The organism is Actinoplanes sp. NPDC004185, from assembly GCF_053603475.1.
This window is the reverse complement of sequence record NZ_JBSGFR010000014.1, coordinates 85,896-111,897: the sequence shown is the minus strand read 5'-3', so window position 1 is coordinate 111,897 and position 26,002 is coordinate 85,896. Positions and strand designations below refer to the sequence as shown.

Below are 26,002 nucleotides of genomic sequence, written 5' to 3'. Positions count from 1 at the left end.
GCAAACGCGGCGTCGTCCTTTATCAGTGCAGGTCGCAGGCCTCTGAAGAAGTGCTGAAGAAGTCGTGAAGAAGTCAGTGATCTAGCGAATAACTCGATAGGGCCGGGGTACCCGGGGCGCCATGCGTGTCCTCGGTATCAATGCGATCTTCCACGATCCGGCCGCCGCCCTGGTCGTCGACGGCCAGGTGGTCGCCGCCGCGGAGGAGGAGCGGTTCAGCCGGCGCAAGCACGGCAAGCGGCCGGTGCCGTTCTCCGCCTGGGAGCTGCCCGAGCTCGCCGCCGCCTGGTGTCTGGAGAGCGCCGGCCTCAAGCCCGGCGACCTGGACGCGGTCGCGTACTCGTTCGATCCCGGCCTGACCCGGGACGCCGCCGAGCTCGGCCTGGCCGACCCGTGGGACCACTTGCGCGTCGACTACGCCCGGCGGGCGCCGCAGTTCCTGGCCGCCGCACTGCCCGGGCTCGACCCGGAGCATGTCCGTTTCGTCCCGCACCACGTGGCCCACGCCGCCTCGGCCGGCCTCGCCGTCGAGGAGGACAGCGCCGTGCTGGTCCTCGACGGGCGCGGTGAGGTGGCCAGCCACCTGTCCGGCGTCTACCGCGACGGCGAGCTGACCGTCCTCGCCGGACAGGGCCTGCCGCACTCGCTCGGCCTGCTCTACGAGGACCTGACCCGGCACCTGGGCTTCCTGCACTCCAGCGACGAGTACAAGGTGATGGCGCTGGCCTCGTTCGGCACGCCGAAGTTCCTGCCGCTGCTGCGTGAGCTCGTGCACGCCAACGACGACGGCGGCTTCACCGTCGAGCGCATCGACTGGTCCGCGCTGGCCAAGGCCCGCAGTGCCGAGGGCGAGATGACCGACGCGCACGCCGACCTGGCCTCCAGCGTGCAGGCCCGGCTCGAGGAGGTCATGCTCGACCTGGCCCGGTGGACGTACGACGCCGCCGGTGGCCCGAAGACGCTGACCATGGCCGGTGGCACCGCGCTCAACTGCGTGGCCAACGCGCGGATCGCGGCGCAGGGCCCGTACGAGCGGGTCTGGGTGCAGCCGGCCGCCGGTGACTCCGGCACCGCGCTGGGTGCCGCGCTGAGCGTCTCCCGCGAGGCCGGTCCGGTCGTGCCGTTCGCCGGGGCCGACCTGGGCCGGGGGTGGAGCGACGAGGAGCTCGAGGCCGAGCTGCAGCGGGCCGCCCTGCCGTACACCCGGCCGGAGTCGATCGCCGCCGAGGCCGCCCGGGTGCTCGCGGACAACGGCATCGTGGCCTGGTACCAGGGCCGCAGCGAGTACGGCCCCCGCGCCCTGGGCCACCGGTCGCTGCTGGCCCACCCCGGCGACCCGGACACCCAGACCCGGATGAACAACGTGAAGGGCCGCGAGCAGTTCCGCCCGATCGCGCCGATGGTCCGGGCCGAGCGTTTCGCCGACATCTTCGACGGCGTCTACCCGAGCCCGTACATGCTCTTCGTGCACCAGGTGAAGCCCGAGTGGCGGGACCGGATCCCGGCCGTCGTGCACGTCGACGGCACCGCCCGGGTGCAGACCGTGCACACCGAGACCGAGCCGCTGGTGGCCGAGATGCTCGCCGAGTTCGAGCGGCTCAGCGGCCTGCCGGTGGTCGTCAACACCTCCCTGAACACCGCCGGACGGCCCATGGTGGACACTCCGCGCGAGGCGATGGAGCTGTTCGGCTCCGCCCCGGTCGACCTGCTGGCTCTCGGGCCGTTCGCGGTGCACCGCGCCGCGGCCTTCGGGGGCGGCCGATGACCGGAGTCTCCGTCGTCGTCCCGACCCTCGGCCGGCCCAGCCTCACCGCCCTGCTGAGCGCCCTGGCCGCCGGCGCCCCGGCCCCGCTGCCGGTGGAGCTGCTGCTGGTCGACGACCGCCCGGCCCGGGCCGAGGAGCTCGAGCTCCCGCCGGGCGTCGACGCGAAGATCCTCACCGGCCGGGCCGCCGGTCCGGCCGCCGCCCGCAACGTCGGCTGGCACGCCGCGAGCCACGAGTGGGTGGCGTTCCTCGACGACGACGTGCTGCCCGATCCGGACTGGTTCGTCCGGCTGGCCGCCGACCTCACCGGCGCCTCCGCGTCGACCGGGGGAGTGCAGGGCCGGCTGCGCGTGCCGCTGCCGGAGGACCGACGGCCGACCGACTGGGAACGGGTCACCGCGGCGCTCGCGGACGGCGCTTGGATCACCGCCGACATGGCGTACCGGCGGGCCGCGCTGGAGGCCACCGGTGGCTTCGACGAGCGGCTGCCCCGGGCCTTCCGCGAGGACGCCGAGCTGGCGTACCGGGTGCGGGCGGCGGGTTGGGACCTGGTCCGGGGCGCGCGGACGGTCACCCACCCGGTCCGTCCCGAGGACCGCTGGGTCAGCGTGCGCACCCAGCGCGGCAACGCCGACGACGCGCTGCTGCGTCGCCTGTACGGCCCGGGCTGGCGCGGCCGGCTCGACATCCCGCCCGGCCGCCGCCCCCGGCACCTGGCCGTCACCGCCGCCGGCACCCTCGCCGCCGGCGCGCTGGCCACCGCCCTGCTCACCCGGAGACGCGGAGCACTGACCGTGGCCGCCGCCGCGGCGGCCGCCTGGGGTGCCGGGACCGCGGAGTTCGCCGCCGCCCGGATCAAGCCCGGTCCCCGGGACCGCCGGGAGGTGGTCACGATGCTCGCCACCAGCGCCGCGATCCCGCCCGTGGCCGTCGCGCACTGGGTGCACGGCTGGTTCATATGGCGGGGCGCGCGTCCCCTGGAGAACGCGCCGTGACCGCTCTCTTCGATGCCGTCCTGTTCGATCGGGACGGCACTCTCATTGTCGACGTGCCCTACAACGGCGACCCGGCGCTGGTCGAGCCGATGCCGGGCGCCCGGGAGGCGCTGGACCGGCTGCGGACCGCGGGGCTGCGGCTGGGCGTGGTGACCAACCAGTCCGGCCTGGCCCGGGGGCTGTTCACCGCGGAGCAGCTCGCCGCGGTCAACGCCCGGGTCGAGGAGCTGCTCGGCCCGTTCGACACCTGGCAGGTGTGCCCGCACGACGACACCGCGGGCTGCGCCTGCCGCAAGCCCGCCCCCGGCCTGGTGCTGGCGGCCGCCGCGACGCTGGGCACGACCCCGGCGCGCTGTGTCGTCGTCGGGGACATCGGCCGGGACATGGTCGCCGCCGGGGCGGCCGGCGCCACCGGGATCATCGTGCCGACCGCCGTGACGCTGAGTCTCGAGGTCGCCGCGGCGCCCGCGCGAGCCGCCGACCTGACCGGTGCCGTCGACCTCATCCTCGAGCGTCAGGCGCTGGTCACCCCGCGCGAGCCGCGCCGGCCGGGCGGCACCGTGCTGGTCGTGCGGTCCGACTCGGCCGGGGACGTGCTGCTCACCGGGCCGGGCATCCGGGCCGTCGCGGCCGGCGCCGACCGGGTCGTGCTGCTCTGCGGGCCGCGCGGGCGGGCCGCCGCCGAGCTGCTGCCCGGCGTCGACGAGATCATCGAGGCCCGGCTGCCGTGGATCGACCCGGAGCCGGCCCCGGTCGGCCCGGACTTCGCCGGTGACCTGGTCGCCCGGCTCGCCGCTGTCGGCGCCGACGAGGCCGTGGTCTTCACCTCGTTCCACCAGTCCGCCCTGCCCCTGGCGTTGCTGCTGCGGACGGCCGGGGTCGGGCGGATCACGGCGATCAGTGACGACTATCCCGGCTCGCTGCTGGACGTGCGGCACCGCGTACCGGTGGGGGTGCCCGAGGCCGAGCGGGCCCGCTCGGTCGCGGCAGCCGCCGGTTTCGCCCTGCCGGACGGTGACGACGGCGCCCTGCGGGTCCGGGTGGACGCACCGGACACCGCCGGTGACTACGTTGTCGTGCACCCCGGCGCCTCCGTGGACGCCCGGGCCTGCCCGCCGCAGACCATGCGGGCGATCGTCGTCGCGCTGGAGCGCGCGGGACACCGGGTGGTCGTGACCGGCGGCCCGGACGAGCAGGAGCTGGCCGCCGCCGTGGGTACGCCGGCCGGCCCGACCAGCCTGGCCGAGCTGACCCGGATCATCGCCGGGGCGTCCTGTGTGGTGGTCGGCAACACCGGCCCGGCCCACCTCGCCGCGGCGGCCGGCACCCCCGTCGTCAGCCTCTACGCACCCACCGTCCCGTTCGGTCAGTGGGGCCCGTACCGGGTGCCCTACGTGCGCCTCGGCGATCCCGCCGCGGCCTGCCGTGACACCCGCGCCGCGGTCTGTCCCGTGCCGGGCCACCCGTGCCTGACCCGGATCGATCCGGCCGAGGTCGTCGCCGCCGTACGCCTGCTCGGTGTCCCCGTTCCCGTCATCAGTGAGGTAGCCGCGTGAACATCCTGCTCTGGCACGTGCACGGCTCCTGGACGACGTCGTTCGTCCAGGGCAAGCACCGCTACCTCGTGCCCGTCAACGCCGCCCGCGACGAGTGGGGCCGCGGCCGGGCCCGCACCTTCGACTGGCCCGCCTCCGTCGAGGAGGTCGACCTGGCCGACGTGCGCGACGTGGACGTCGTCGTGCTGCAACGGCCCGAGGAGCTCGACCGGGTCGCGCACCTGGACGTGCCGAAGATCTACGTCGAGCACAACACTCCCAAGGGCGACGTGCCGAACAGCCGGCACCCGATGGCCGACCGGGACGACCTGGTCGTCGCCCACGTCACCCACTTCAACGACCTGTTCTGGGACGTCGGCGGCACCCGGACCACGGTGATCGAGCACGGCATCGTCGAGCCGGCCGCGCGCTGGACCGGCGAGCTGGACCGCTTCGCGGTGGTCACCAACGAGCCGGTCCGCCGCAACCGGGTCACCGGCACCGACCTGATGCCCCGGTTCGCGGCGGTGGCCCCCCTGGACGTGTACGGCATGGGCGTCGCCGGCCTGCACCTGGACGGGGTCACCACCTACGACGACCCGCCGCAGGCCCGGATGCACGCCGAGATCGCGCAGCGGCGGGCGTACCTGCACCTGTGCCGGTGGACCTCGCTGGGGCTCAGCCTGATCGAGGCCATGCAGATCGGCATGCCGGTGCTCGCACTGGCCACCACCGAGGCGATCGCCGCCGTGCCGGACGACGCCGGGGTGCTCGCCACCCGCGTCGACACGCTGGTCGACGCCGCCCACTGGCTGATCGAGGAGCCCGAGCAGGCCCGCCTGCTCGGCGCCCGGGCCCGCCAGGTGGCGCTGGCCCGCTACGGCCTGGACCGGTTCCTCGCGGACTGGGACCGCTTGTTGGAGGAGGAGACATGCGCATAGCGATGATCTCGGAGCACGCCAGCCCGCTCTCCGCCCTCGGTGGCGTGGACGCGGGCGGCCAGAATGCGCACGTCGCCGAACTCGCCGCCGCCCTGGTCGACCAGGGCCACGAGGTGCGGGTCTACACCCGGCGGGAGAGCCCGGACCAGCCCCGGGTGGTCCCGGCCAACGGCTTCCAGGTCGTGCACGTGCCGGCCGGACCGGCCACCGTGCTGCCCAAGGACGACCTGCTGCCGTTCATGGGTGACTTCGCCGAGTGGATGGCGGCCGACTGGCGCGAGCACTGGCTGCCGGACGTCGCCCACGCGCACTTCTGGATGAGCGGGCTGGCCGCCGTGACCGCCGGACGGGCCTGCGACGTGCCGGTCGTGCAGACCTATCACGCGCTCGGCTCGGTCAAGCGCCGTCACCAGGGCGCCGCCGACACCAGCCCGGCGCACCGGGTGGCCTACGAACGCCAGCTGGGCCGGGTCGTCGACCGGGTCGTCGTGCAGTGCCAGGACGAGGTCCGCGAGCTCATCAGGATGGGCGTGCCCCGATCCCGGATGGCGCTGGTGCCCTCGGGCGTCAACACCGGCCGCTTCCGCCCGGACGGCCCGGCCGAGCCCCGCGACCCGGACGTGCCGCGGATCATCACGGTGGGCCGGCTGGTCGAGCGCAAAGGCTACGAGGACCTGATCCGCGCGATGCCGGCAGTGCCCGGGGCCGAGCTGGTCATCGTCGGGGGACCGCCGGACGGGTCGGTCGACGACCACCCGTACGCCCGCAAGCTGCGCGCCCTCGCCGAGCGCAGCCGGGTCGGTGACCGGGTCCGGCTCGCCGGTGCCGTGGCCGCCGCCGACATGCCGCGCTGGTACCGCTCCGCGGACCTGCTCGCCGCCACTCCCTGGTACGAGCCTTTCGGCCTGACCCCGCTGGAGGCCATGGCCTGCGGGGTGCCCGTGGTCGCCACGGCCGTCGGCGGGCTCACCGACACCGTGGTCGACGGGATCACCGGCGACCTGGTGCCGGCCCGGGACCCGCGGGCGCTCGCGTCGGCGCTGCGCCGGTTGGTCACCGACGAGGTGCGCCGGTTCTCCTACGCGGCGGCCGCCGTCGACCGGGCCACCCACTCCTACTCCTGGCGGCACGTGGCCCTCCGGCTCGCCGCCGTCTACGCCGCAGTCACCGGCCGCACCGTGGCCGAGGACCAGACCCGAGAGGCAGTCGCCTGATGGACCTCCTGGACGAACACCTCACCGGCCTGGCCGCGGCGCTGCTGCCGTACCGCGCGGCGGCCGCCGACCGGCTGGCCCGCTGGGGCGGCGAGCTCGCCCGGCACCTCGGTCACGGCGGGCGGTTGCTGATCGCCGGCAACGGCGGCAGCGCGGCCGAGGCCCAGCACCTCGCGGCCGAGCTGGTCGGCCGGCTGCGCGACGAACGGATGCCGCTGTCGGCGATCGCACTGACCCCGGACTCGTCGGCGGTCACCGCGATCGGCAACGACTACGGCTTCGACGAGATCTTCGCCCGCCAGGTCCGCGCCCACGGCCGCCCGGGTGATGTCCTGCTGCTGCTGTCGACCAGCGGCCGCAGCCCGAACCTGCTCACCGCCGCCGACGCCGCCCGCGAGATCGGCGTGCGGACCTGGGCGATGTGCGGGCCGGGCCCGAACCCGCTCGCCGATGCCTGCGACGAGGCGCTCTGCTGCCCGTCGCCGGACTCGCAGGTGGTCCAGGAGCTGCACCTGATCTCGGTCCACGTGATGTGCGAGCACCTGGACCGGGCGCTGCCGGTGGTGCTGGGAAAAGCACCGGCGCGACCCGCGCGGCGCATGCAGCCGGTGCTGGCGTCATGAACGGGCCGCTGCTGGTCATTGTCGGGGACACCCTGCTGGACCGGGACGTCGAGGGGACGGTGCGGCGGGTCGCGCCGGACGCGCCCGCTCCGGTGCTGGACGAGGAGTCCGTCACCGACCGGCCGGGCGGGGCCGGTCTGGCCGCACTGCTGGCCGCCGGTCAGGGTCACGACGTCGCTCTGGTCACCGCGATCGCCGACGACGCCGCCGGGAGCCGGCTCTGCGAGCTGCTGACCGAGGCCGGCATCGCGGTCTACCCGCTGCCGCTGCCGGGGGCGACCGCCGAGAAGGTCCGGCTGCGCGCCGACGGCCAGGTGCTGGTGCGCCTCGACCGGGGTGGCGAGCCGGTGGCACCGGGTGACCCGAGCGAGGCCGCCCTCGAGGTGCTCAAGGAAGCCTCGGCCATCCTGGTCAGCGACTACGGCCGGGGCGTGGCCCGCAACCCCCGGCTGCGTACCGCGCTGCAGGAGGCCAAGGCGCCCGTGGTCTGGGATCCGCACCCGAACGGGCCGGCCCCGGTGCCCAATGTGCGGCTGGTGACCCCGAACGAGGCCGAGGTCCGCAAGCTGGCCGACGACGCCGGTTCCGGGCCGATGCTGAGCACTGTGCACCGTGCCGGGCAGCAGTTGCGGCAGCGCTGGCGGGCCGGTGCGGTCGCCGTGACCGTCGGCGCGAACGGCGCGGTGCTGTGTCACGCCGGGCCGACGCCGCTGGTCGTGCCCGCCCCGAGGGCCGCCGACGGGGACACCTGCGGTGCCGGTGACCGGTTCGCCGCGACCGCCGCGCTGGCCCTGGCCTCCGGCGCGCTGGTCTCCGAGGCGGTCCAGCAGGCGGTGACCGCGGCGACCGAGTACGTGGCGGCCGGCGGCGTCACCGTCGCCCTCGCCCCGCCTGCCGACAAGCCCGACCGGCAGACCGAGGAGGCGAGCCGGGTGATCTCCCGGGTCCGCGCCCAGGGCGGCACGGTCGTGGCCACCGGCGGCTGCTTCGACCTGCTGCACATCGGTCACCTGGCGACCCTGCAGGCCGCCCGCAAGCTGGGCGACTGCCTGGTCGTCTGCCTCAACTCCGACTCCAGCGTCGCCGCCCTCAAGGGCCCCGACCGGCCGCTCACCGGCCAGGGTGACCGGGCCCGGCTGCTGGCCGCCCTCGACTGCGTGGACGCCGTCGTGGTCTTCGACGAGCCGACGCCCGAGGCCGTGCTGGCCCGGCTGCGCCCGGACATCTGGGTCAAGGGCGGCGACTACGCCGACGGCGGGCCGGACCTGCCCGAGGCCGAGCTCATGCACCGCTGGGGTGGCCAGACGGTCATCGTCCCCTATCTCGACGGCCGTTCCACCACCAGGACCATCGCCGCCGCGCGCGGCCATTCGGAAGGAAACTCATGACCGACGCTGTCATCGTCACCGGCGGATCCAGCGGCCTGGGCGCCGCCGTCGTGGACGCCGTGCTCAAGGCCGGCGGCCGCCCGTTCGTCATCGACCGGCAGCCGCCCGCCGAGGGTGTCCCGTGGGTCGAGTGCGACCTGGCCGACACCCGGGCCGCCGAGGCCGCCACCCGCGAGGTCATCGCCCAGGCCGGCGGCAGCATCGACGGGGTGGTCACCGCGGCCGGCATGGACGTGCCCGGCGCGCTGGCCGACATCCCGGGCGAGACCTGGGACCGGATTGTCATGATCGACTTGCTGGCCACCGCCGCGGTCATCCGGGCGGCCATCCCCGCGCTCAAGGAGTCCCACGGCACCGTCGTGACCATCGCCTCCACGCTGGGCATCAAGGCGGTCAGCGACGCCACCGCGTACTGCGCCGCGAAGTTCGGCGTCGTCGGCTTCACCCGCTCCCTCGCCGCCGAGCTGGCCGGACAGGTCGGCGTCACGCTGCTGATCCCCGGCGGCATGCGGACGAAGTTCTTCGACGACCGCGACGAGCAGTACAAGCCCGGCCCGGACGCGATCCTCAACGACCCGGCCCACGTGGCCAACGCGATCATGTTCGCGCTGACCCAGCCGGCCGGCAGCGCGGTGCGGGAGCTCATCATCGCGGCCGAGCAGGAGACGTCGTACCCGTGATCCTGGTGTTGCGCGCCCTCGGCGTGGGCGACCTCGCCGCGGGCGTGCCCGCCCTGCGGGGGCTGCGGGCCGCGTTCCCGGACCGGACCCTCGCCCTGGCCGCACCGGCCTGGCTGACGCCGCTGATCGAGCTGATCGGCGGCGTCGACCGGATCGTGGTGACCGACGGGCTGACCGCGCCGCCGGCCGTGCCGGCCCCGGAACTGGCGGTCAATCTGCACGGGAGCGGACCGGAGTCGCACCGGCTGCTGCAGGCGTTGGCCCCCGTACGGCTGTGGGCGTTTGCCAACGCCGGCGCGGGGCATCTCGACGGCCCGACCTGGGCCGAGGAGGAGCACGAAGTGCGACGCTGGTGCCGGCTGCTGAGCCATTACGACGTACGGGCCGATCCCGGTGACCTGTCCCTGGCCGTGCCCGCGGTGGACGGGCCGCGGCGGGTCACGATCATCCATCCGGGGGCCAAGTCCCCGGCGCGCCGCTGGCCGCACTTCGCCGCGGTGGCCCGCGCCCTGGCCGAGCGGGGCCACGATGTGGTGATCACCGGCTCGGCGGGGGAGCGGGAGCTCGCCCTGGCGGTGGCGCGGGACGCCGGCCTGCCGCCGGCTGCCGTGCTGGCCGGGGGGACCGGCCTCGATGAGCTGGCCGCGCTGGTCGCCCACGCGCGGCTGCTGGTCAGCGGGGACACGGGCATCGCGCACCTGGCCACCGCGTACCGGACGCCGTCGGTGGTGTTGTTCGGGCCGGTGCCGCCACGCCGCTGGGGGCCGCCGCCGGACCGCGCGTACCACCGGGCGATCTGGCACGGCACCCGGGCCGAGCGGGGCGACACCATGGACCCCGGGGTCCATCCCGCGCTGCTGCGGGTCAGCGTCGACGAGGTGCTCGCGGCGGCCGGCGAGGCGGAGAAGGCGCGCCATGCGTTTGCGGCGTAGCGACCTGACCAAGCCCGGCTACGGCCGGCGCCGGTCCGGCAAGGGCTTCCGCTATCTCGACACCGACGGCACCACGACGCTGCGCGACCAGGACGCCGTCACCCGGATCAAGGAACTGGTGATCCCGCCCGCGTGGACCGACGTGTGGATCAGCACCGATCCGCGCGGGCACATCCAGGCCACCGGCCAGGACGCCGCGGGCCGCAAGCAGTACCTCTACCACCCGGACTGGCGTACCGCCCGCGACGAGAAGAAGTTCGAGCACGCGCTGGAGATCGCCGAGCGGCTGCCGGAGATGCGCTCGCGGCTCTGCACCGACCTCAGCGGGCGGGGGCTGACCCGCGAGCGGGTGCTGGCGGCGGTGGCCCGGCTGCTCGACATGGGCATGTTCCGCGTCGGCAGCGACCAGTACGCCCGCCGTGACGAGGACCCCTCCTACGGCCTGTCCACCCTGCTGCCCGAGCACGTCCGGGTCCGGGGCGGCTGCGTGGTGCTGGAGTTCACCGGCAAGTCCGGGGTCGAGCACGCCAATCCGGTCGGGGACGGCGAGGTCTGCCAGGTGCTGCGCGACCTCAAGCGGCGCCGGCGAGGGGCGCAGCGGCTGTTCGCGTACTGGGACCCGGCCGGGCGGCGGTGGCGGGACATCCGGGCCGACGACATCAACGCATACCTGCGGGAGATCAGCGGCGAGGAGATGACCGCGAAGGACTTCCGCACCTGGCACGGCACGGTGAAGGCCGCTGAGGAGCTGGCCGCCGCCGGGCCGCAGAAGACGAAGACCGCCCGCAAGAAGGCCGTCTCGCACGCCATGAAGGAGGTCGCCGAGATGCTCGGCAACACTCCGGCGGTGGCTCGCAGCTCGTACGTGGACCCGCGCGTGGTGGAAGAGTTCGAGAAGGGCCGGACCGTGCCGCAGGACGAGCCGGTCGAGCAGGCGGTGCTGGACATGCTCTCGGACTAGTTTCGCGCCACGGCCCCCGGGAAACCCGGTGGTATGCCCGCACGCGAGAACCTGCCGAGCACCATCAAGCGGTCGCCGCGCAAGGCCCAGGACACCTACGCGGCGACCCTGGACAGCGCCGTCGAGCAGTACGGCGACGGTGAGCGCGCGCACCGCACCGCCCTGTCGTCGCTCAAGCACTCGTTCGAGAAGGTCGGCGATCACTGGGAGCCCAAGGAGCAGCGCGGTCCGAGCGACGCGCAGGCCGAGGGTGGTGTCGACACCGACCGTCCCACGGCGGGCGGCGTCGACGCCAACGCCAGCAAGAAGCACCTGCTGGAGGTGGCCAAGCGGCTGGACGTGACCGGCCGCTCCCGGATGACCAAGGCTGAGCTGGTCGAGGCGATCGGCAAGGCGAACGACGCGGCCAGCCGGCGCGCGCTGAAGGCCGAACGCAACGACTGACCAGATCTGGGATAGCATCCCGGATATGAGAGATGCCCTGGACGAGCGGCTGGCGTCGCGCGTCGCCGAGCTGCGGGTCGCGCGCGGCTGGTCGCTGGACGACCTGGCCGGCCGCACCGGCGTGAGCCGTTCCACGCTGTCACGCCTGGAACGCGGCGAGATCAGCCCGACGGCCTCGCTGCTCGGCAAGCTCTGCACCGCGTACGGGTGGACGATGTCCCGCCTGCTGGCCGAGGTCGAGGCCGAGCCGCCCGCCGTGGTCCGGGCCGCGGACCAGGCCCTCTGGCGCGACGAGTCCGCCGGCTTCACCCGCCGCAGCGTCTCCCCGCCGCACGCCGGCCTGCGCGGCGAGCTGATCGAGGGGGTCCTCGACCCCGGGGCCGACATCTCCTACGACGCGCCGCCGGTGACCGGCATGGAGCAGCACGTGTGGGTGCTCGACGGCCGGCTGGAGCTGACCGACGACCGCACCCCGCACCACCTCGACGCGGGGGACTGCCTGCGGTTCCGCCTGTGGGGCCCGACCCGCTTCCACAACCCGGGTCCCGGCCCGGTCCGCTACGCCGTCTTCGTGGTGCTGCCGTGACCGTCACCCGGCTCACCGGCGACGACTTCGCCGCTCACCTGCCGGCCTTGGCCGGTCTGCTCGTCGACGCCGTGACCGGCGGCGCCTCCGTGGGCTTCCTGGCCGATTTCGACCACGCAGCGGCCACTGCCTGGTGGCAGTCCCGCGCCGGCGCGGTCGCCGACGGCAGCCTCGCCGTGTGGATCAGCACCGGTCCGGCCGGCGTCACCGGCACGATCAGCCTGGCGTACGCGGAGAAGCCCAACGCCCGGCACCGGGCCGAAGTGATCAAGCTGGCCGTGCGCCGCGACGCGCGGGGCCACGGTCTGGGCCGCCGGTTGCTCGCCGCCGCCGAGGAGGCCGCCGCCGCCTCCGGGATCACCCTGTTGCTGCTCGACACGGAGACGGCCAGCGCGGCGGAACGGCTCTACGAGTCGGCGGGCTGGCACCGGTACGGCATGGTCCCGGACTACGCGGCCGACCCGGCCGGCGAGCTCCGGGACTGCAGTTTCTTCTTCAAGAAGCTCGGCTGACTGTCGGAAATCCGCCTTTCCACAGTGGAGGGGCCGGGGCGGGCGCTGCGCTAGCCTGACGCCCCATGGGCCGGCGCTATCGGGTGCTCCTCGTCTCCAGCAGCGGCGGTGTGCTGCTGGATCTGCTCGCCCTGCGACCGTGGTGGCAGGGTCACGACCCGGTCTGGGTCGCCGTGCCGGCCCCGGACACCGAGGTCGCGCTGACCGGCCAGCGGGTGCACTGGCGTCCCGAGCTGACCACCGGCACCAAGCTGCGGGTCGTCCCGGCGACCTGGCGGGCCCTGCGGTTGCTGCGCGCGGAGCGGCCCGACGTCATCGTGTCGGCCGGCACCGGCGTGGCCGTCGGGTTCTTCCTCGCGGCCCGGCTGCTGCGCGTGCCCGCTCTGTGGCTCGAGACGTTCAACATGACCGGTCCGCCCGGGGCCGCCGCCCGGATCTGCGCCCGGCTCGCCGCCGCCGTCCTGGTGCAGCGGCCGGTCCTGCTGGAGACCCGCCGCCGCGCGGTGCTGATCGGGGAGCTCTACTGATGGCCCGCGTCCTGGTCACCGTCGGGATGGGCCCGTGGCCCTTCGACCGGCTCATCGCCGCCCTGGCCCCGCTGTGCGCCGAGCACGAGGTGTTCGCCCAGACCGGCACCTCCACCGTCGTGCCGCCCTGCCCGCACGCGGCGTTCCTGCCGCTGGACGAGCTGCAGGAACGGCTCGCCGCCGCGGACGTCGTGCTCACCCATGCCGGCAACACCGTGCGGCTGGTGCAGCGGCTCGGCGGCGTGCCGGTGGCGGTGGCGCGCGAGGCCGCGCGCGGCGAGATGGGCAACGACCACCAGGTCGCATACCTGCGGGCCGAGGAGCGGACCGGACGGGTGATCGCGGTCTGGGACGTCGCCGAGCTGCGCCCAGCGGTCGCCCGGCACGGCGAGGACGCGCGGCGGTTGCTCGCCGAGCGCCCGCTGCCACCGGCGGTCTCCGACGACCGGCTCGTGGCCGTCCTCGACGAACTGTGCGGGCGGCTGGTGCGGTGAACCCGTTCGCCGGCCATCCGCTGCACCGGTACGCCTTCGCCTGGGAGCAGCTCGACGGGCGCACCGGACGGCACCTCGACCTCGGCTGCGGCACCGGCGACTTCCTCGGCGTGCTGCACGCCCGCGGCACCGTCGTCGCGGAAGGAGCCGACCCGCACCCCGGCTACCTGGCGGAGGTCCGGGCCCGGCACCCCGGACTGACTCTGCATCAGCTGACCGTGGGCGCCCCGCTGGAGCTGCCCGACGCCCGGTACGACTCGGTGAGCGCGCTGGACATGCTCGAACACGTACCGGATGAGGCCGAGCTGCTGGCCGAGGCGCACCGCATCCTGGTCCCCGGCGGGCTGCTGGTGGTGACCGTGCCGCGCCGGCACGTCTTCTCGTTCCTCGACCCGGACGACGCCAAGTTCCGGCTGCCGCGGCTGCACCGCTGGGTCTACACCCGCCGCTTCGGCGCCCGCACCTACCACGAACGCTTCACCGACCTGGCCAACGATCTGCGGGGCGACATGTCCGTCGGCAAGGACCGCCACACCAACTACCGCACGCCGCAACTGCTGCGATTGTTGCGGGACAACGGCTTCGAGCCCGTGGTCGTGACCGGGGCCAACCTGTTCTGGCGCTGGCTGCAGATCCCCGCACTGCTCACCGGCGGCCCGCTGCGCCGGCTGCTGGAGCGCGGTATCCATCTGGACGGGCGGCTGTTCCGCTCGGCCAACCTGTTCGTCGCGGCGAGGAGACTGCCATGACCCTCGGTGAGAAGGCCCGGCTGGCGGCGTTCTTCGGCCGGCTGGCGGTCAAGGAACGGTTCGCGCCCCGGCTGCACGTACGGCCGCTGGTCGCCGAGCTGTTCCTCACCGACAACTGCAACCTGCGCTGCACCAGCTGCGGCTGCTGGACCTCGAACACCAAGGGCGAGCTGTCCACCCAGGAATGGCAGGACGTGCTGCGACAGCTCGTGGCGCTGCGCATCCACAAGGTCAACTTCACCGGCGGGGAGCCGCTGATCCGGCCGGACGCGATCGCGCTGATGGCGTACGCCCGCAGCGCCGGCGTACGCCACCTGCACCTCAACAGCAACGGCATCCGGCTCACCCCGGCCGTCCTGGACGAGGTCATCGCCGCGGGCGTCCGCAGCTTCAACGTCTCGGTCGACGGCCCGACCGCCCTGGTCCACGACCGGATCCGCGGCCGCCTGGGCGCCTTCGCCACCACCACCGAGCACCTGCGGCACCTGATCGCCCAGCGCGACCGGCACCGGCTCAAGGTGCGGATGAACTTCACCGTCATGCGCGACAACGTGGACAGCCTGCCGGCCATCGCCGCCCTGGCCCAGGAGCTCGGCGTCGCCCTCTACCTCAACCTGGTCACCGACCGCACGTTCCTGTTCCGCACGGACGCGGTGACCGACCAGACCGCCGTCGACCGCGACCGCCTCGACGCCGCCCTGGCCGAGCTGGAGGAGCTGGCCCGCCGGGACCGCCGCTGGCTGCCGCGCTACTCCGACCTGCGCTACCTGCGCGGCCACTTCAGCGACCTGGTGCAACGGGACCTGCCGTGCGCCGAGTCGCAGCTCAAGCTGATGATCCACTCGCAGGGCCAGGTCGGCGGGTGCTGGGCCCACGACCCCACCGCCACGGTCCGCTCCCGGTCGCTGGCCGCCATCGTCGACGCCCCCGAATACCGCGAGGAGCACGCCAAGCTGTTCCGCAAGGAGTGCGTCGGCTGCGGCAGCAACTACAGCCTCAACCTGCGGTGGCGGCCCGGCACGTACCTCGCGGACCTGCAGTGGCGCGTGGGACGGAGGTCCCTTGCGGCCCAGTGAACCCCTCTACGACGCGCTCGCCGACGGCTACGAGGAGCACTTCGCCGTCCCGCACCGCCGCGCCTACGACGACCTGGCCTGGGAGCAGACGGTCGCCCTGCTGCCGGAACCGCCGGACCGGATCGTCGACGCCGGCTGCGGCGCCGGGCGCTGGGCGCGCCGGCTGCGGAGCCTGGGGTACGACGTGACGGGCGTCGAGCAGTCCCCGGGCATGATCGCCGCCCTGCGCCGCCACCCGGACGACCCCGGTCTCACCCTCGTCGAGGCGTCGATGACCGACGTGCGGCTGCCGCCGGACGCCGGGATGGTGCTGGCGATGGGTTCCCTGCAGTACACCGACGACCCCGAGGCCGCGATCGCCCACCTGGCCGGCTGGCTGCGTCCCGGCGGCGTCCTGGCCGTGCTGGCCGACTCCCTGGTCGCCCTGGTCCTGGAACTGCTACGCGAGGGCCGCGAGCAGGAGGCCCGGCAACGGCTGACGACCCGGCGCGGCGTGTGGTGCCAGCACGGCCTGGAAGCCGACCTGCACCTGCTCGACCGGGCCCGGCTGGAGGCGGCGTTCACCGCGGCCGGCCTGACCGACATCCGGGCCCGCGGCTTGCTGGTGACGGCGACACCGCTGGGCCGCGCCGAGCTCACCCGCCGGCTGACCACCGACCGCGACGCCCACCTGGAGCTGGAACGTCACCTGCTGGAGTCGCCCCTGCTGGCCGACACCGGCAAGCAGCTGCTGGTCACCGGCCGTCGTCCGGCACCGGCGTAGCCGTGGGCCACTCCTGGATGCCGAGCACGCGCAGCAGCGCCAGCCGCTCGCGGGCCTCGTCGTCGGCCGGGGTGAGGACCACCAGCTCCTGGCCCAGGTCCGGGGTGACCAGGGTCTCGCAGTCCATCCGCAGCCGGCCCACCCGCGGATGCCGGAAGGTCTTGCGGTCCATGCGCCGCACCGCCACCTCGTGCTCGGCCCAGAGCCGCCGGAAGTCGGCGCTCGCCGCCGCCAGCCGGTCGACCAGCCCGGCGACGCCGGCATCTCCGGACCGGCGGCCGACGGTCGCGCGCAGATCGGCCACGAGCCGGCGGCTGTGCTCCTGGTGCTCGTCGTCGGCGTGGGCGCGGCGGGTGGCCGGATCGGTGAACCAGCGGTACACGGCGTAGCGCTGGTCGCCGGGGAACCGGGTGAGGTCGCCCGCCAGCAGCAGAGACGCGCGGTTCTGGGCGAGCACCTCGCCGAGGTCGGACAGCACCATGGCCGGGGTGTCACCGAGCAGGTCGAGCATGCGCACCAGCCCGGCGCGGGCCTGGCCGGCGATGCCCTCGGCCGGCGGGGGACGGTGCCCGGCCAGGTGGAACAGGTGGTCACGCTCGTCGCCGGACAGGCGCAGGGCCCGGGCCAGCGCACCGAGCAGCTGGGTCGAGGGCTGACTGCTGCGGCCCTGCTCCAGGCGTACCACGTAGTCGACCGACATGCCGGCCAGCATGGCGACCTCCTCGCGGCGCAGGCCGGTGGTGCGGCGGCGCGGGCCCTCGGCGATGCCGACCTGGGCCGGCCGGACGGCCTCGCGGCGCCGGCGCAGGAAGTCGGCGAGCTGGTCACGGTGCATGACGTCATGGTGCTCCGCGCCGGGCCCGCGTATCCAGGGAGCGGCTCTCCCACGATGAACGCTCCGCTCCCGCCCGGGCCGGACCGGGTCCACGGTTGAGCCATGATGCAGACACGAACCTTGGGCAGGACCGGGCCGGCCGTCTCCACGCTGGGCCTGGGCGCGATGGGCATGTCGGGCGCGTACGGCGCGACCGACCGCACGGAAGCGATCGCCACCGTGCACGCCGCGCTGGACGCGGGAGTGACCCTGATCGACACCGCCGACTTCTACGGCATGGGCCACAACGAGCTACTGCTCGGCGAGGCCCTGCGCGGCCGCGACCGGGACAGCTACCAGCTGAGCGTCAAGTTCGGCATGCAGCGGGGGCCGGGCACGATCTTCGGCGGCCAGGACAGCCGCCCCGAGGCTGTCCGCAACTTCCTGGCCTACTCGCTGACCCGGCTGGGCGTCGACCACATCGACATCTACCGTCCCGCCCGGCTGGACCCGGCGGTGCCGATCGAGGACACCGTCGGGGCGATCAAGGAGATGATCGACGCCGGCTACGTGCGGCACCTGGGCCTGTCGGAGGTCGGCGCGGAGACGATCCGCCGGGCCCATGCCGTGCACCCGGTGGCGGACCTGCAGATCGAGTACTCACTGCTGTCCCGGGCGGTGGAGGCCGAGGTGCTGCCCACGCTGCGGGACCTGGGGATCGGGCTGACCGCGTACGGTGTCCTGGGCCGCGGCCTGATCTCCGGGCACTGGTCCGCCGGACGTTCGGCCGGCCCGGGCGACAGCCGAAGCTTCAGCCCGCGGTTCGCCGACGGCAACGTGGAGCACAACCTGGCCCTGGTGGAGGCGCTGCGCCGGATCGCCGGGGCGAAGGGCTGCACGGTCGCGCAGCTGGCCATCGCCTGGGTGGCGGCGCAGGGACCGGACATCGTGCCCCTGGCCGGGGCGCGCACCCGGGAGCGGCTGGCCGAGGCGCTGCCCGCGGCCGGGCTGACCCTGACGGCGGACGACCTCGCCGAGATCGAGCAGGCGGTGCCGGCGGGAGCGGCCCGCGGCGACCGCTACCCCGCGGCTTTCATGGCTTCCCTCGGCGTGGGCAACTAGCTTCGTCCATTCTGTGAGGGTGGCGAGGCGGGCAGTTCCGGGGCCGTTCTGGGTGTTCCTGTGGGTGGTGGTGTCGGTGCCGGGCCCGTTGGTGCTGTACCCGTTCTTCCATCGCGCCGAGGACGTCCTGGCCAAGGGCCCGACGGTGTCGTGGTGGATGCTCGCCCCTCTGCCGCTGCTCGCCGCCGTCTCCGCCGCGCGCGCCGGAGGGCGGATGTGGCGTGCCGTCACCGTCGGCACCGTTGTCGCCGGCGCCTGTCTCGGCCTGTCCTGGGCGGTGTATCGATGGGGCATCCCGGTGCGGCGGACGGTCGGCGCGGAGGCCGTACTCGGCCTGCCCCTGGCCGCGATCGGCGCCGTGATCGGTTGCCGGCTGGGCCACCCGGGAGCTCGCATCCGGGGGCTGCCCGGCCGGGTCGTCGGCGGCGCGCTGATCGCCGTGATCGGCGCGCTGCTGGTTCCCGTGACCGTGCAGCGGGGTGCGGAGTTCAGCTTCGGCAACTTTCCCGCCGGGCCGGGCGAGATCCGGGTCGATCGGCCGGTGCCGCTGTCTCTCGCGGCAGCCGGCCGGTACGGCCTCTACGCGGTCGCTTCCGCACCGGCCGACCCCGATTGCCAGGTGACCGGATTCGGCCTGCCCGATCGGGCGGTGGAACTGCTCCCCGTCAAGCCCGGCACCCCCGGCGTCGATGCCACCCCGGCGTATCGCTGGATCGGTGAATTCCGGGTGCCCGCGGCCGGCGACTACTCCCTGGTCTGCCGGGTGAGCGTCGCGGCCGCGACCTACACGGTCAACAAGGCTCCCCAGATCCGCGGGGCGGTGGGGGCGCTGGTGCACTGGCCGCGGCCGATCCTGTGGCTGTTCGGGGCCGTCCCCGGCCTGCTGCTGATCGCGACCGCCGTACGGCGCCGCGTGCACGAGCCCGAGCTCGCGGTCAGCTGATCAGGCTCACGCCGAGGGCGAGGACGGCCAGCCCCTGCAGGACCGCCCGGGGGACGATGATGCGATCCCAGGCACGTTGCCAGGCGCGGACGTCGGCCGGAGTCTCGTGGGCCTCGGCCGCCGCGGTGAGCCGCCGGTTGATGGGTGCGCTGATCCGCAGGTAGAGCAGCACCCAGACCACCAGCAGCACGAATGCCGCTCCCGCGGTCGCGGCCGCGGTGGATCGGCCGGCCACCGCGGCGAGCACGGCCGCGGCGGCCGCCGCGACGACCCCGAGGATCCCGGGTACGGGCATGCGCCGGTCAGCGACGCGGTGCAGGTTGCCCATGACCGCCGTGAGGGTGCTGTCGTCGACGTGCGCGAGGGCGGAACGCTGGACGAGCGCGCAGAAGGCGTCCGTGCCGTACACGATCCCGGTGCTCAGGAGGGCCAGGAGGGCGGCCAGTTGCGAGAGCAGTGTCATGCCTGGGCCTCGGGACCGCCGAGCGGGGGCAGGGCGCCGATCTGCTGGAACATCTGCATCAGGTTCAGCTGGTCCCAGTGCTCGACGAACAGGCCGTCGCGGACGCGCCAGATGTCGATGCTGCGCATCTCGACCGGCTTGCCGCTGGCCGGGATGCCCAGCAGGTCCCCGGTGTGGGTGCCGCGGTAGACGAAGCGGCCGACGACGCGGTCACTGGAGACGATCAGGTCCTCCATGGTGACCTTCACGTCGGGCAGGCCGGTGAAGAACGCGCCCCAGAACTGGCGGTTGGCCTCGCGTCCGTCGGCGACGAAGTCGTTGTGGTTGCGGTAGTCCTCGGCGATGAACCGGTCCACCAGGTCCGGGTCGTGGGTGTTGGTCATCTCGACGAACAGGTCGGCGAGCTGGTGTGCGGCTGTGGTCATGGCAAGCTCCGCCTCGTGGTTAGCACTGCTAGCGCTAGCGACGCTAACCCGCGAAGCCGCTCGCGTCAATAGCAGCGCTAGCGAATATATCGGTGCTACAGTCGGGCATGGCTATCAAGGACCGCCGGCAGCGCGAGCGCGACGCCCGTCGCCGGCTGATCACGGCGACGGCGCGCACCCTGGCCGAGAGCGAGGGCTGGGAGGCGGTCACCACGCGCCGGCTGTCCACCGAGATCGAATACAGCCAGCCGGTGCTCTACAAGCATTTCGGCTCGATGGAGGACATCGTCGAAGCCGTCGCAATCGAGGGCTTCGACGAGCTCGCCCGGACGTTGCGCGCCGCCCGCGGCGACAGTCGGGCGGCCGGCGACGAGCTCGGCCGGGTCGCCGCCGCCTACAGCGGGTTCGCGGCGAAGAACCCGGCGCTGTTCGACGCGATGTTCATCAGGGCCACGCGACTGCACTTCGCGGCCGAGGACACCCCGGCGCCGCTGAAGGAAGCCTTCGCCGAGCTGCGCGCGGCGGTCGCCACGATCGCCGGCGGGCGCGACGTCGACACTCTCACCGAGGTCGTCTGGTCGGCGCTGCACGGACTGGTGGTGCTCGGCCGCAACGGCCGGCTACGCCCGGGCCATGACACCGCCCGCCTCGAGCTCCTGGTCACGCAGCTCCGCGCCGCGTCGGCCTAGGAACGGCCCTTCAGGCACACGAACGGGCCACGGACGCCCGCGTTGAAGCGTTCGGCCGCGGCCAGGGCCTTCTTCACCCGGCGGCGCGGGCCCAGCGCGGTGCCCGCGGTGGCGTGGAGCGCGCCCAGGGCGATCTGGTCACCGCAGCCGACCGCGGCGAAACCGTCGGCCGCCTTCGCCACCTGGTAGTCGTCGTGGACGGCGAAGAGCTGCCCGCGTACGCCGACCAGGAACGTACCGCCCTCCTCGCGGTCGTTCTCCTTGGCCGCCCAGCCGCCCGCCTTGAGACAGTCGCGCACCGCGTCGATGAATGTCGTCGCCATGAACCGGTCCAGGTCGCCGGCGGGCTTCGGCAGGGTCAGCGAATACCGGATCAGCTGGCCCATCCGGAACGAGGTGGTGAAGCCGAACAGATAGCGGTTCTTGCGGAACACCTTCGCGTCGGCGCGCACGGTCAGGCTCAGGCCCGACACGCCCGCGCTGTCCCCGCCGATGTAGACCGAACCCGACTGCGTCAACCCGACGATGGCCGTCATGGGTCCACCGTCGCACAGCCGGCCCGCGCCGTCGATCGGCCGACCAGGGCCGCACCGAACGGGGAGTCCTCGGCACCGTCGCACGTGATGTGCGAGATCGCCCTGGTCAGCGGGCTTGCATGGAGGTATCCAGCGAGATCACGCCCGGAAGGGGTGGAACGTATGAACGCAGTCCTGCGGCATCACGCGAGGAGGGCCGCCGTCGTCGGATCCGTCCTGGCGGTCATCGGTGGTGGTATCCCCGGCGCCAGTCCGGCGGCGGCCGCGGCCGACCCGCCGGGCACTGTCCTGTCCACGGCGGCGGCCACTCTGCCGCCGGAGCTGACCGCTCTGGCCACCGGCCGGCGCGTCTCGTACGTCAGCACGAGCGTCACCGGCGCGAGCATCACCACCACCGGGCTGGTGCTCAGTCCCCGGCGCAAGAAGGCCAACAAGACAGTGGTCTGGGGTCACGGCACCACCGGGCTGGCCGACCAGTGCGCGCCCTCCGAGAACCAGGGGGTCTTCTGGCCGGAAGCCCGGGCCGCCGTCGCCGAGCTGCTCACCCGGGGCTGGACCGTCGCGGCCCCCGACTATCCGGGACTGGGTACGCCGCAGGCGCACCCGTACCTCGTCGGTGGCAGCGCCGCCCGGTCGATGATCGACAGCGTCAAGGCCGCCCGCCACCTGGACTCCAACCTCGGCACCGAGTACGTCCTCGACGGCCACTCCCAGGGCGGCCAGGGCGCCCTGTTCGCCGGAGAACTGGCACCGGGCTACGACGGCGATCTCACGTTGCGCGGCGTCGCGGCCATCGCCCCGGTCTCCAACGTCGATGTGCTGGCCCCGCTGATCCCCGGCACGCCCGGCCAGGGCTACCTGGTGATGGCCCTGTACGGCCTGGCCGCGGTCCAGCCGTCGTTCGACCCGCTCACCGTGCTGGCCCCGCCGGCCCGGCAACGCGTGTCCGTGCTCGCATCCGGCTGCCTGTACGAGATCCTGGCCGCGTACCAGTCGCTGAACGCCGGTCAGCTGCTCCTGGGCGGCGCCCTGCCGCCGGCGGTGGTGGACCAGCTGGCCCACTACGACAACCCGGCCCAGGTGGCACCGAGCGCGCCGATCCTGCTCGTGCAGGGCACGGCCGACGAGGCGGTGCCGGCCTTCGTCACCGACGCGCTGCTGGACGAGCTGGACGACTACCCGCCGCCGGTCGAACTCGTCTCCCTCGAGAACGAGAGCCACGACGGTGCGGTCTTCGCCTCGACGACCCTGGTCGCGGACTGGATCGCCGCCCGCTTCTCCGCCTGAGACCCGCGGATCGGGAGCCCCCGGCCGTCGCCCGCCGGCGCATGACAGGATGCGCGGCGGGCGGCCGCTGGGGGCGGTCCGGCGGACGGACGGTGGAGGGCGATGCTGCAGGCCGGTCTCAGGCTCGGCGACCGCTACCGGCTCGAGGCGCGGATCGGCGCCGGCGGCATGGGCGAGGTCTGGCGGGCGGTCGACGAGGTGCTCGGCCGGGTCGTCGCGGTCAAGGCCATGCTGCCCGGGGTCGCCGACCAGCCCGACTTCGCCAAGCGGTTCCTGGTCGAGGCCAAGGCCATGGCCAGCGTCAACCATCCCGCGGTGGCGTCGATCCACGACTACGGGCGCGGCGCCGGGATCACGTACCTGGTCATGGAGTTCATCGACGGCGAGTCCCTGTCGCAGCTGCTGGCCCGCCGAGGGCGCCTCGACCCGGTGACGACGATGCGGCTCGTCGCGCAGGCCGCCGACGGCCTCGAGGCGGTGCACGAGCGCGGCATCGTGCACCGCGACATCAAACCCGCCAACCTCCTCGTACGGCGTGACGGCACGTTGCTCATCACGGACTTCGGGATCTCCCGGACCCAGGACGGCACCTCGCTCACCGCCTCCGGAGCCGTCCTGGGCACGCCGACGTACCTGTCACCGGAGCAGGTGCTCGGTCACCCCGCCACCGGCCGCAGTGACATCTACTCGCTCGGGCTGGCCGCGTACGAGTGCCTGGCCGGACGGCGCCCGTTCGAGGGGGACAACCCGTACGCGGTGGCGCTGCAGCGGCTGCAGGCCGCGCCGCGCACACTCGGCGGTGACATCCCCGCCCCGGTGCTGGCCGTGGTCGAACGGGCGCTGGCCACCGACCCGGCCGACCGCTGGCCGTCGGCAGCCGCACTGGCCGACGCCGCCCGCGCCGCAGCGGGTCCCGGCCCGGCACCGCGGGCACCGTGGCCGTCCACCTCACGGTCCCGGCGCTGGGCGGTGCTGGCCGCGGCGCTGGTTGTCCTGGCCGTGGCCGGTGGCGTGGCGCTGTGGCAGACGCTGCGCCCGGGACCGGACGGCGGGCCGGCAGCGGGCGCCGGGACCTCGGTCCCGGCCGCCCCCGGGGCCGTCCAGCCGGCCGGCTTCGTCACCTGCGGGCCGCTGCTCTGCCCGGCCGAGCCGCTGTGCTGGGCCGGGGTGACCGCCATCAACGGCCGGGCGTCGTCGCCGAGGGACCTCCCCTGCACCGGGGACCACACGTGGGAGACCTTCGCGGCCGCCGGCCTGCCCGCCGACGTCAGCCGCAGTCACGAGGACGAACTGCTGCTGCGCGAGGACATCGCGGCCGCCTGCTCGGTGCGGGTCATGGCCGGCCGCAGCCGGGACCGGGCCGCGACCGACGGCTGGGAACGCGAAGCCTGGCCGATCGAGGTGCCCGGCACCGATCAGCGGCTGGTGCACTGCCTGGCCCGTCCCCGCCAGGGCGAGCCCACCGGCTCGGCGTTCACCTCACCCTGAGGCCAGGCTGCGCCGGACCGCCGCGACCACCCGTTCGGCCTGCTCGACCGTCAGCTCCGACGACATCGGCAGGGCCAGCGCCTCGGCGTGCAGCGCGTCGGTGACCGGCAGGCTCTCACCCGCGCCCAGCGGCCCCCGGTGCACCGCCGCGAAGTACGGCTTGGTCCCCACCCCGAGCGCGTCGAGGCGCCGCTGCAGCCCGTCGCGGTCCGCCACCCGGGCCACCCAGTGCACATAACTGTGCCGGTCGCCGGCATGCACCCGCTGCGTCTCCAGCGGCAGGCCGGCGTAGACGGCTGCCACCTCGGCGCGCCACCGGACCAGGTCGCCGAGCACCGGCAGCTGATCCAGCGCGACCACCGCGTGCAGCTCGTTCATCAGCTCCGAGCGGGTCCAGCCGGCCGGGTCGGCCTGCACCCGCTCCGCGGCCTCGGCCGGCAGGACCAGGGCGCCGCCCGCGCCGCCGGCCGACAGGACCTTGGCGAAACTCATCGAGTACGCGTGCGCGTCCGCCTGCTGCGCCACCGGCCGGCCCCGGTGCAGGCTGCCCAGCGCCGCCGCCGAATCGGCCAGCAGCGCCACCCCGGCCCGCTCGCAGACCGCGCGCAGCCCCGGGTAGTCGCACGGATTGCCGAAGGTGTCGACCGCCATGACCAGCCGCACGTCACCCGGCCGTAGCGCCTCGGCGACCGCCGCGGGGGCCAGCGTCCAGGTCGCCGGGTCCACGTCGGCGAACCGCAGCCGGTAGCCCAGCTGCACCAGGACCTCGGCGGTCGCCGGGAACGTGTACGACGGCAGCACCGCCACGTCGCCCGGCCCCGCCCGGCCTGCCGTCGCCGCCACCATGATCCGCAGCGCGGCGGTCCCCGAGGCGGTGAGCAGCACCCGCCGGTCGTCGTCGAGGTCGAGCTCCTTGCCGAGACGTTCGGTGAGCTCCCGCGTCCACCGGTTGCCGTGCTTCACCTCGCCACTGACCAGGCACTGCTGCTGGCGGGCGACGACGAGCTCGGGACGGACCGGCCGCGGCGGCACCACGACCGGCAGCGGCGGGCGGAACAGCGGCTCCCGGTCGTCGCCGATCTGCTCGATGAGCCGGGCCAGGTGCGGGCGCAGCGAACCGATCCGGTAGCCGGCCGCGGCGAGCCGGTTGGTGACCACCAGCCCCGAGCTGTCCGGCAGGCGGCGCGGCTGCTCGCGGACGGGGGAGGCGGAGCCGCACAGCGTACGGATCTCGGTGGCCAGGGCGCGCAGCGACACCGGCGGCCCGCCGACGTTGTACACGCCGGGCCCGATGCCGCCCACGAGGATCCGGCCGAGCTCCACCGGCGGCAGGAAGCTGCGGACGGTCCCGGCGGTGACGGGCAGCGGCAGCCCGGCGCGCGCCCGGCGGACCAGCCGGGTGGCGACCCGGTCCTGACCCGCACCGAACGCGTTGGCCAGCCGCAGCACGGTCAGCCGGCCGTCCTCCACGGCCCCGGCGACGAGCCGCTCCTGGGCGAGCTTGGCCATCGCGTACGTCCACCGGCCGGTCGGGTCCGCGTCGGCCATCCGGCGGACGAGCGGCGCGGCCCGCCACGGGGGACAGGCGGCCCGGGCCAGATCACGGGCGTCGGCACACCACGCGTCGATCTCGCCGGCCGACCACGGCAGCACCGGTGTGGTGTCCTCGGTGAGCGGGCCGGCGGCCGACCCGTACACCTCGACCGAGGACGTCAGCACGACCCGCCGCCCGGCCAGGGCGGGCAGCAGCCGGGCCGTGCTGATGGCATTGTGCAGCGGCAGCGTCCAGGGCCGGCGCGGCCGAGGATCACTGGCCCCGAGCAGCAGCACGACGACGCCCGGCGGCAGCTCGGGCAGCTCGTCGGTGAGCAGGTCGGCGCTGATCCAGCCGAGCCCGGCCGACGCGGTGACCTCCGGCGGCGCGACCCGGTCCACGCTGGTGACCTCGGCCCCGGCGGCCAGCAGCGCGGCGGCGACCTCGGTGCCGAGGAAGCCCGAACCCCCGACCAGCACGAAGCTGTTCATGCAACCTCCACAAAGGAGGTCAGTA

General features: G+C 74.3%; 28 protein-coding genes. 23 read left to right on the top strand and 5 right to left on the bottom strand.

Annotated features, from left to right (window positions below; genetic code table 11):
- Positions 1-121 precede the first annotated feature (121 nt).
- The 18 genes from ACWEOZ_RS16800 (at position 122) to ACWEOZ_RS16715 (ending at position 16,185) form a co-directional block, all read left to right on the top strand.
- A complete protein-coding gene (locus ACWEOZ_RS16800) occupies positions 122-1,765 on the top strand; it encodes a carbamoyltransferase family protein (protein ID WP_451911584.1) in 1,644 nt (547 codons plus the stop codon).
- Positions 1,762-2,760, top strand: coding sequence for a glycosyltransferase family 2 protein (locus ACWEOZ_RS16795; RefSeq protein WP_451911583.1), 999 nt, complete (start codon positions 1,762-1,764; stop codon positions 2,758-2,760). The genes ACWEOZ_RS16800 and ACWEOZ_RS16795 overlap by 4 nt, the downstream gene beginning before the upstream one ends.
- Positions 2,724-4,316, top strand: a complete 1,593-nt coding sequence (locus ACWEOZ_RS16790; protein ID WP_451911582.1) for an HAD-IIIA family hydrolase — start codon at positions 2,724-2,726, stop codon at positions 4,314-4,316. The genes ACWEOZ_RS16795 and ACWEOZ_RS16790 overlap by 37 nt, the downstream gene beginning before the upstream one ends.
- A complete protein-coding gene (locus tag ACWEOZ_RS16785) occupies positions 4,313-5,236 on the top strand; it encodes a glycosyltransferase (RefSeq protein WP_451911581.1) in 924 nt (307 codons plus the stop codon). The genes ACWEOZ_RS16790 and ACWEOZ_RS16785 overlap by 4 nt, the downstream gene beginning before the upstream one ends.
- Positions 5,227-6,450 carry a glycosyltransferase gene (locus ACWEOZ_RS16780; protein WP_451911580.1) on the top strand — a complete coding sequence of 408 codons (1,224 nt, stop codon included), beginning with the start codon at positions 5,227-5,229 and terminating at the stop codon, positions 6,448-6,450. Before ACWEOZ_RS16785 ends, ACWEOZ_RS16780 begins: the two co-directional genes overlap by 10 nt.
- A complete protein-coding gene (locus ACWEOZ_RS16775; protein ID WP_451911579.1) occupies positions 6,450-7,073 on the top strand; it encodes a D-sedoheptulose-7-phosphate isomerase in 624 nt (207 codons plus the stop codon). The genes ACWEOZ_RS16780 and ACWEOZ_RS16775 overlap by 1 nt, the downstream gene beginning before the upstream one ends.
- Positions 7,070-8,461, top strand: coding sequence for a PfkB family carbohydrate kinase (locus tag ACWEOZ_RS16770; RefSeq protein ID WP_451911578.1), 1,392 nt, complete (start codon positions 7,070-7,072; stop codon positions 8,459-8,461). Before ACWEOZ_RS16775 ends, ACWEOZ_RS16770 begins: the two co-directional genes overlap by 4 nt.
- The gene (locus ACWEOZ_RS16765) at positions 8,458-9,141 is read left to right on the top strand and encodes an SDR family oxidoreductase (RefSeq protein ID WP_451911577.1); all 684 of its coding nucleotides are present in this window, start codon (positions 8,458-8,460) and stop codon (positions 9,139-9,141) included. The genes ACWEOZ_RS16770 and ACWEOZ_RS16765 overlap by 4 nt, the downstream gene beginning before the upstream one ends.
- On the top strand, positions 9,138-10,073 hold the full coding sequence (locus tag ACWEOZ_RS16760) for a glycosyltransferase family 9 protein (protein ID WP_451911576.1): 936 nt from the start codon (positions 9,138-9,140) through the stop codon (positions 10,071-10,073). The genes ACWEOZ_RS16765 and ACWEOZ_RS16760 overlap by 4 nt, the downstream gene beginning before the upstream one ends.
- A complete protein-coding gene (locus ACWEOZ_RS16755; protein ID WP_451911575.1) occupies positions 10,057-11,034 on the top strand; it encodes a DNA topoisomerase IB in 978 nt (325 codons plus the stop codon). Before ACWEOZ_RS16760 ends, ACWEOZ_RS16755 begins: the two co-directional genes overlap by 17 nt.
- A gap of 33 nt (positions 11,035-11,067) precedes the next feature.
- Positions 11,068-11,478 carry a ChaB family protein gene (locus ACWEOZ_RS16750; RefSeq protein ID WP_451911574.1) on the top strand — a complete coding sequence of 137 codons (411 nt, stop codon included), beginning with the start codon at positions 11,068-11,070 and terminating at the stop codon, positions 11,476-11,478.
- Between the two features lie 25 nt (positions 11,479-11,503).
- Positions 11,504-12,064 (top strand): helix-turn-helix domain-containing protein, encoded by a 561-nt coding sequence (locus ACWEOZ_RS16745; protein ID WP_451911573.1) that lies wholly within the window; start codon positions 11,504-11,506, stop codon positions 12,062-12,064.
- Positions 12,061-12,576, top strand: coding sequence for a GNAT family N-acetyltransferase (locus ACWEOZ_RS16740; RefSeq protein WP_451911572.1), 516 nt, complete (start codon positions 12,061-12,063; stop codon positions 12,574-12,576). The genes ACWEOZ_RS16745 and ACWEOZ_RS16740 overlap by 4 nt, the downstream gene beginning before the upstream one ends.
- Positions 12,577-12,641: 65 nt before the next feature.
- Positions 12,642-13,103, top strand: a complete 462-nt coding sequence (locus ACWEOZ_RS16735; RefSeq protein WP_451911571.1) for a hypothetical protein — start codon at positions 12,642-12,644, stop codon at positions 13,101-13,103.
- Complete coding sequence (locus ACWEOZ_RS16730) at positions 13,103-13,597, top strand: hypothetical protein (RefSeq protein WP_451911570.1); 495 nt, start codon at positions 13,103-13,105, stop codon at positions 13,595-13,597. Before ACWEOZ_RS16735 ends, ACWEOZ_RS16730 begins: the two co-directional genes overlap by 1 nt.
- A complete protein-coding gene (locus tag ACWEOZ_RS16725; RefSeq protein ID WP_451911569.1) occupies positions 13,594-14,346 on the top strand; it encodes a class I SAM-dependent methyltransferase in 753 nt (250 codons plus the stop codon). The genes ACWEOZ_RS16730 and ACWEOZ_RS16725 overlap by 4 nt, the downstream gene beginning before the upstream one ends.
- Positions 14,343-15,422: a radical SAM protein gene (locus tag ACWEOZ_RS16720; protein ID WP_451911568.1), complete on the top strand. Its 1,080-nt coding sequence runs from the start codon at positions 14,343-14,345 to the stop codon at positions 15,420-15,422. The genes ACWEOZ_RS16725 and ACWEOZ_RS16720 overlap by 4 nt, the downstream gene beginning before the upstream one ends.
- Positions 15,409-16,185 carry a class I SAM-dependent methyltransferase gene (locus ACWEOZ_RS16715; protein ID WP_451911567.1) on the top strand — a complete coding sequence of 259 codons (777 nt, stop codon included), beginning with the start codon at positions 15,409-15,411 and terminating at the stop codon, positions 16,183-16,185. The genes ACWEOZ_RS16720 and ACWEOZ_RS16715 overlap by 14 nt, the downstream gene beginning before the upstream one ends.
- Here ACWEOZ_RS16715 and ACWEOZ_RS16710 read toward each other — a convergent pair.
- Complete coding sequence (locus tag ACWEOZ_RS16710; RefSeq protein WP_451911566.1) at positions 16,157-17,020, bottom strand: helix-turn-helix transcriptional regulator; 864 nt, start codon at positions 17,018-17,020, stop codon at positions 16,157-16,159. The two genes, ACWEOZ_RS16715 and ACWEOZ_RS16710, sit on opposite strands and share 29 nt — an antisense overlap.
- 102 nt (positions 17,021-17,122) lie before the next feature.
- Between ACWEOZ_RS16710 and ACWEOZ_RS16705 the strand changes: the two genes are divergently transcribed.
- Both ACWEOZ_RS16705 and ACWEOZ_RS16700 read left to right on the top strand, forming a co-directional pair.
- Complete coding sequence (locus tag ACWEOZ_RS16705; RefSeq protein WP_451911565.1) at positions 17,123-18,121, top strand: aldo/keto reductase; 999 nt, start codon at positions 17,123-17,125, stop codon at positions 18,119-18,121.
- A gap of 19 nt (positions 18,122-18,140) precedes the next feature.
- Entirely contained in the window at positions 18,141-19,064 is a 924-nt protein-coding gene (locus tag ACWEOZ_RS16700) for a hypothetical protein (protein ID WP_451911564.1), read from the top strand.
- Here ACWEOZ_RS16700 and ACWEOZ_RS16695 read toward each other — a convergent pair.
- Positions 19,057-19,527, bottom strand: a complete 471-nt coding sequence (locus ACWEOZ_RS16695; RefSeq protein WP_451911563.1) for a DUF1772 domain-containing protein — start codon at positions 19,525-19,527, stop codon at positions 19,057-19,059. The two genes, ACWEOZ_RS16700 and ACWEOZ_RS16695, sit on opposite strands and share 8 nt — an antisense overlap.
- Positions 19,524-19,952, bottom strand: a complete 429-nt coding sequence (locus tag ACWEOZ_RS16690; RefSeq protein WP_451911562.1) for an ester cyclase — start codon at positions 19,950-19,952, stop codon at positions 19,524-19,526. The genes ACWEOZ_RS16695 and ACWEOZ_RS16690 overlap by 4 nt, the downstream gene beginning before the upstream one ends.
- A gap of 107 nt (positions 19,953-20,059) precedes the next feature.
- Here ACWEOZ_RS16690 and ACWEOZ_RS16685 point away from each other — a divergent pair, with 107 nt between their 5' ends.
- Positions 20,060-20,641 (top strand): TetR/AcrR family transcriptional regulator, encoded by a 582-nt coding sequence (locus ACWEOZ_RS16685; RefSeq protein WP_451911561.1) that lies wholly within the window; start codon positions 20,060-20,062, stop codon positions 20,639-20,641.
- On the opposite strand, the gene ACWEOZ_RS16680 is transcribed toward ACWEOZ_RS16685, so the two are convergent.
- Positions 20,638-21,177, bottom strand: a complete 540-nt coding sequence (locus tag ACWEOZ_RS16680; RefSeq protein WP_451911560.1) for a hypothetical protein — start codon at positions 21,175-21,177, stop codon at positions 20,638-20,640. The two genes, ACWEOZ_RS16685 and ACWEOZ_RS16680, sit on opposite strands and share 4 nt — an antisense overlap.
- Positions 21,178-21,339: 162 nt before the next feature.
- Between ACWEOZ_RS16680 and ACWEOZ_RS16675 the strand changes: the two genes are divergently transcribed.
- Positions 21,340-22,464, top strand: a complete 1,125-nt coding sequence (locus ACWEOZ_RS16675; RefSeq protein ID WP_451911559.1) for an alpha/beta fold hydrolase — start codon at positions 21,340-21,342, stop codon at positions 22,462-22,464.
- Positions 22,465-22,566: 102 nt separating this feature from the next.
- Positions 22,567-23,952 (top strand): serine/threonine-protein kinase, encoded by a 1,386-nt coding sequence (locus ACWEOZ_RS16670; protein ID WP_451911558.1) that lies wholly within the window; start codon positions 22,567-22,569, stop codon positions 23,950-23,952.
- On the opposite strand, the gene ACWEOZ_RS16665 is transcribed toward ACWEOZ_RS16670, so the two are convergent.
- Positions 23,944-25,977, bottom strand: coding sequence for an aminotransferase class I/II-fold pyridoxal phosphate-dependent enzyme (locus ACWEOZ_RS16665; RefSeq protein WP_451911557.1), 2,034 nt, complete (start codon positions 25,975-25,977; stop codon positions 23,944-23,946). The two genes, ACWEOZ_RS16670 and ACWEOZ_RS16665, sit on opposite strands and share 9 nt — an antisense overlap.
- Positions 25,978-26,002 lie beyond the last annotated feature (25 nt).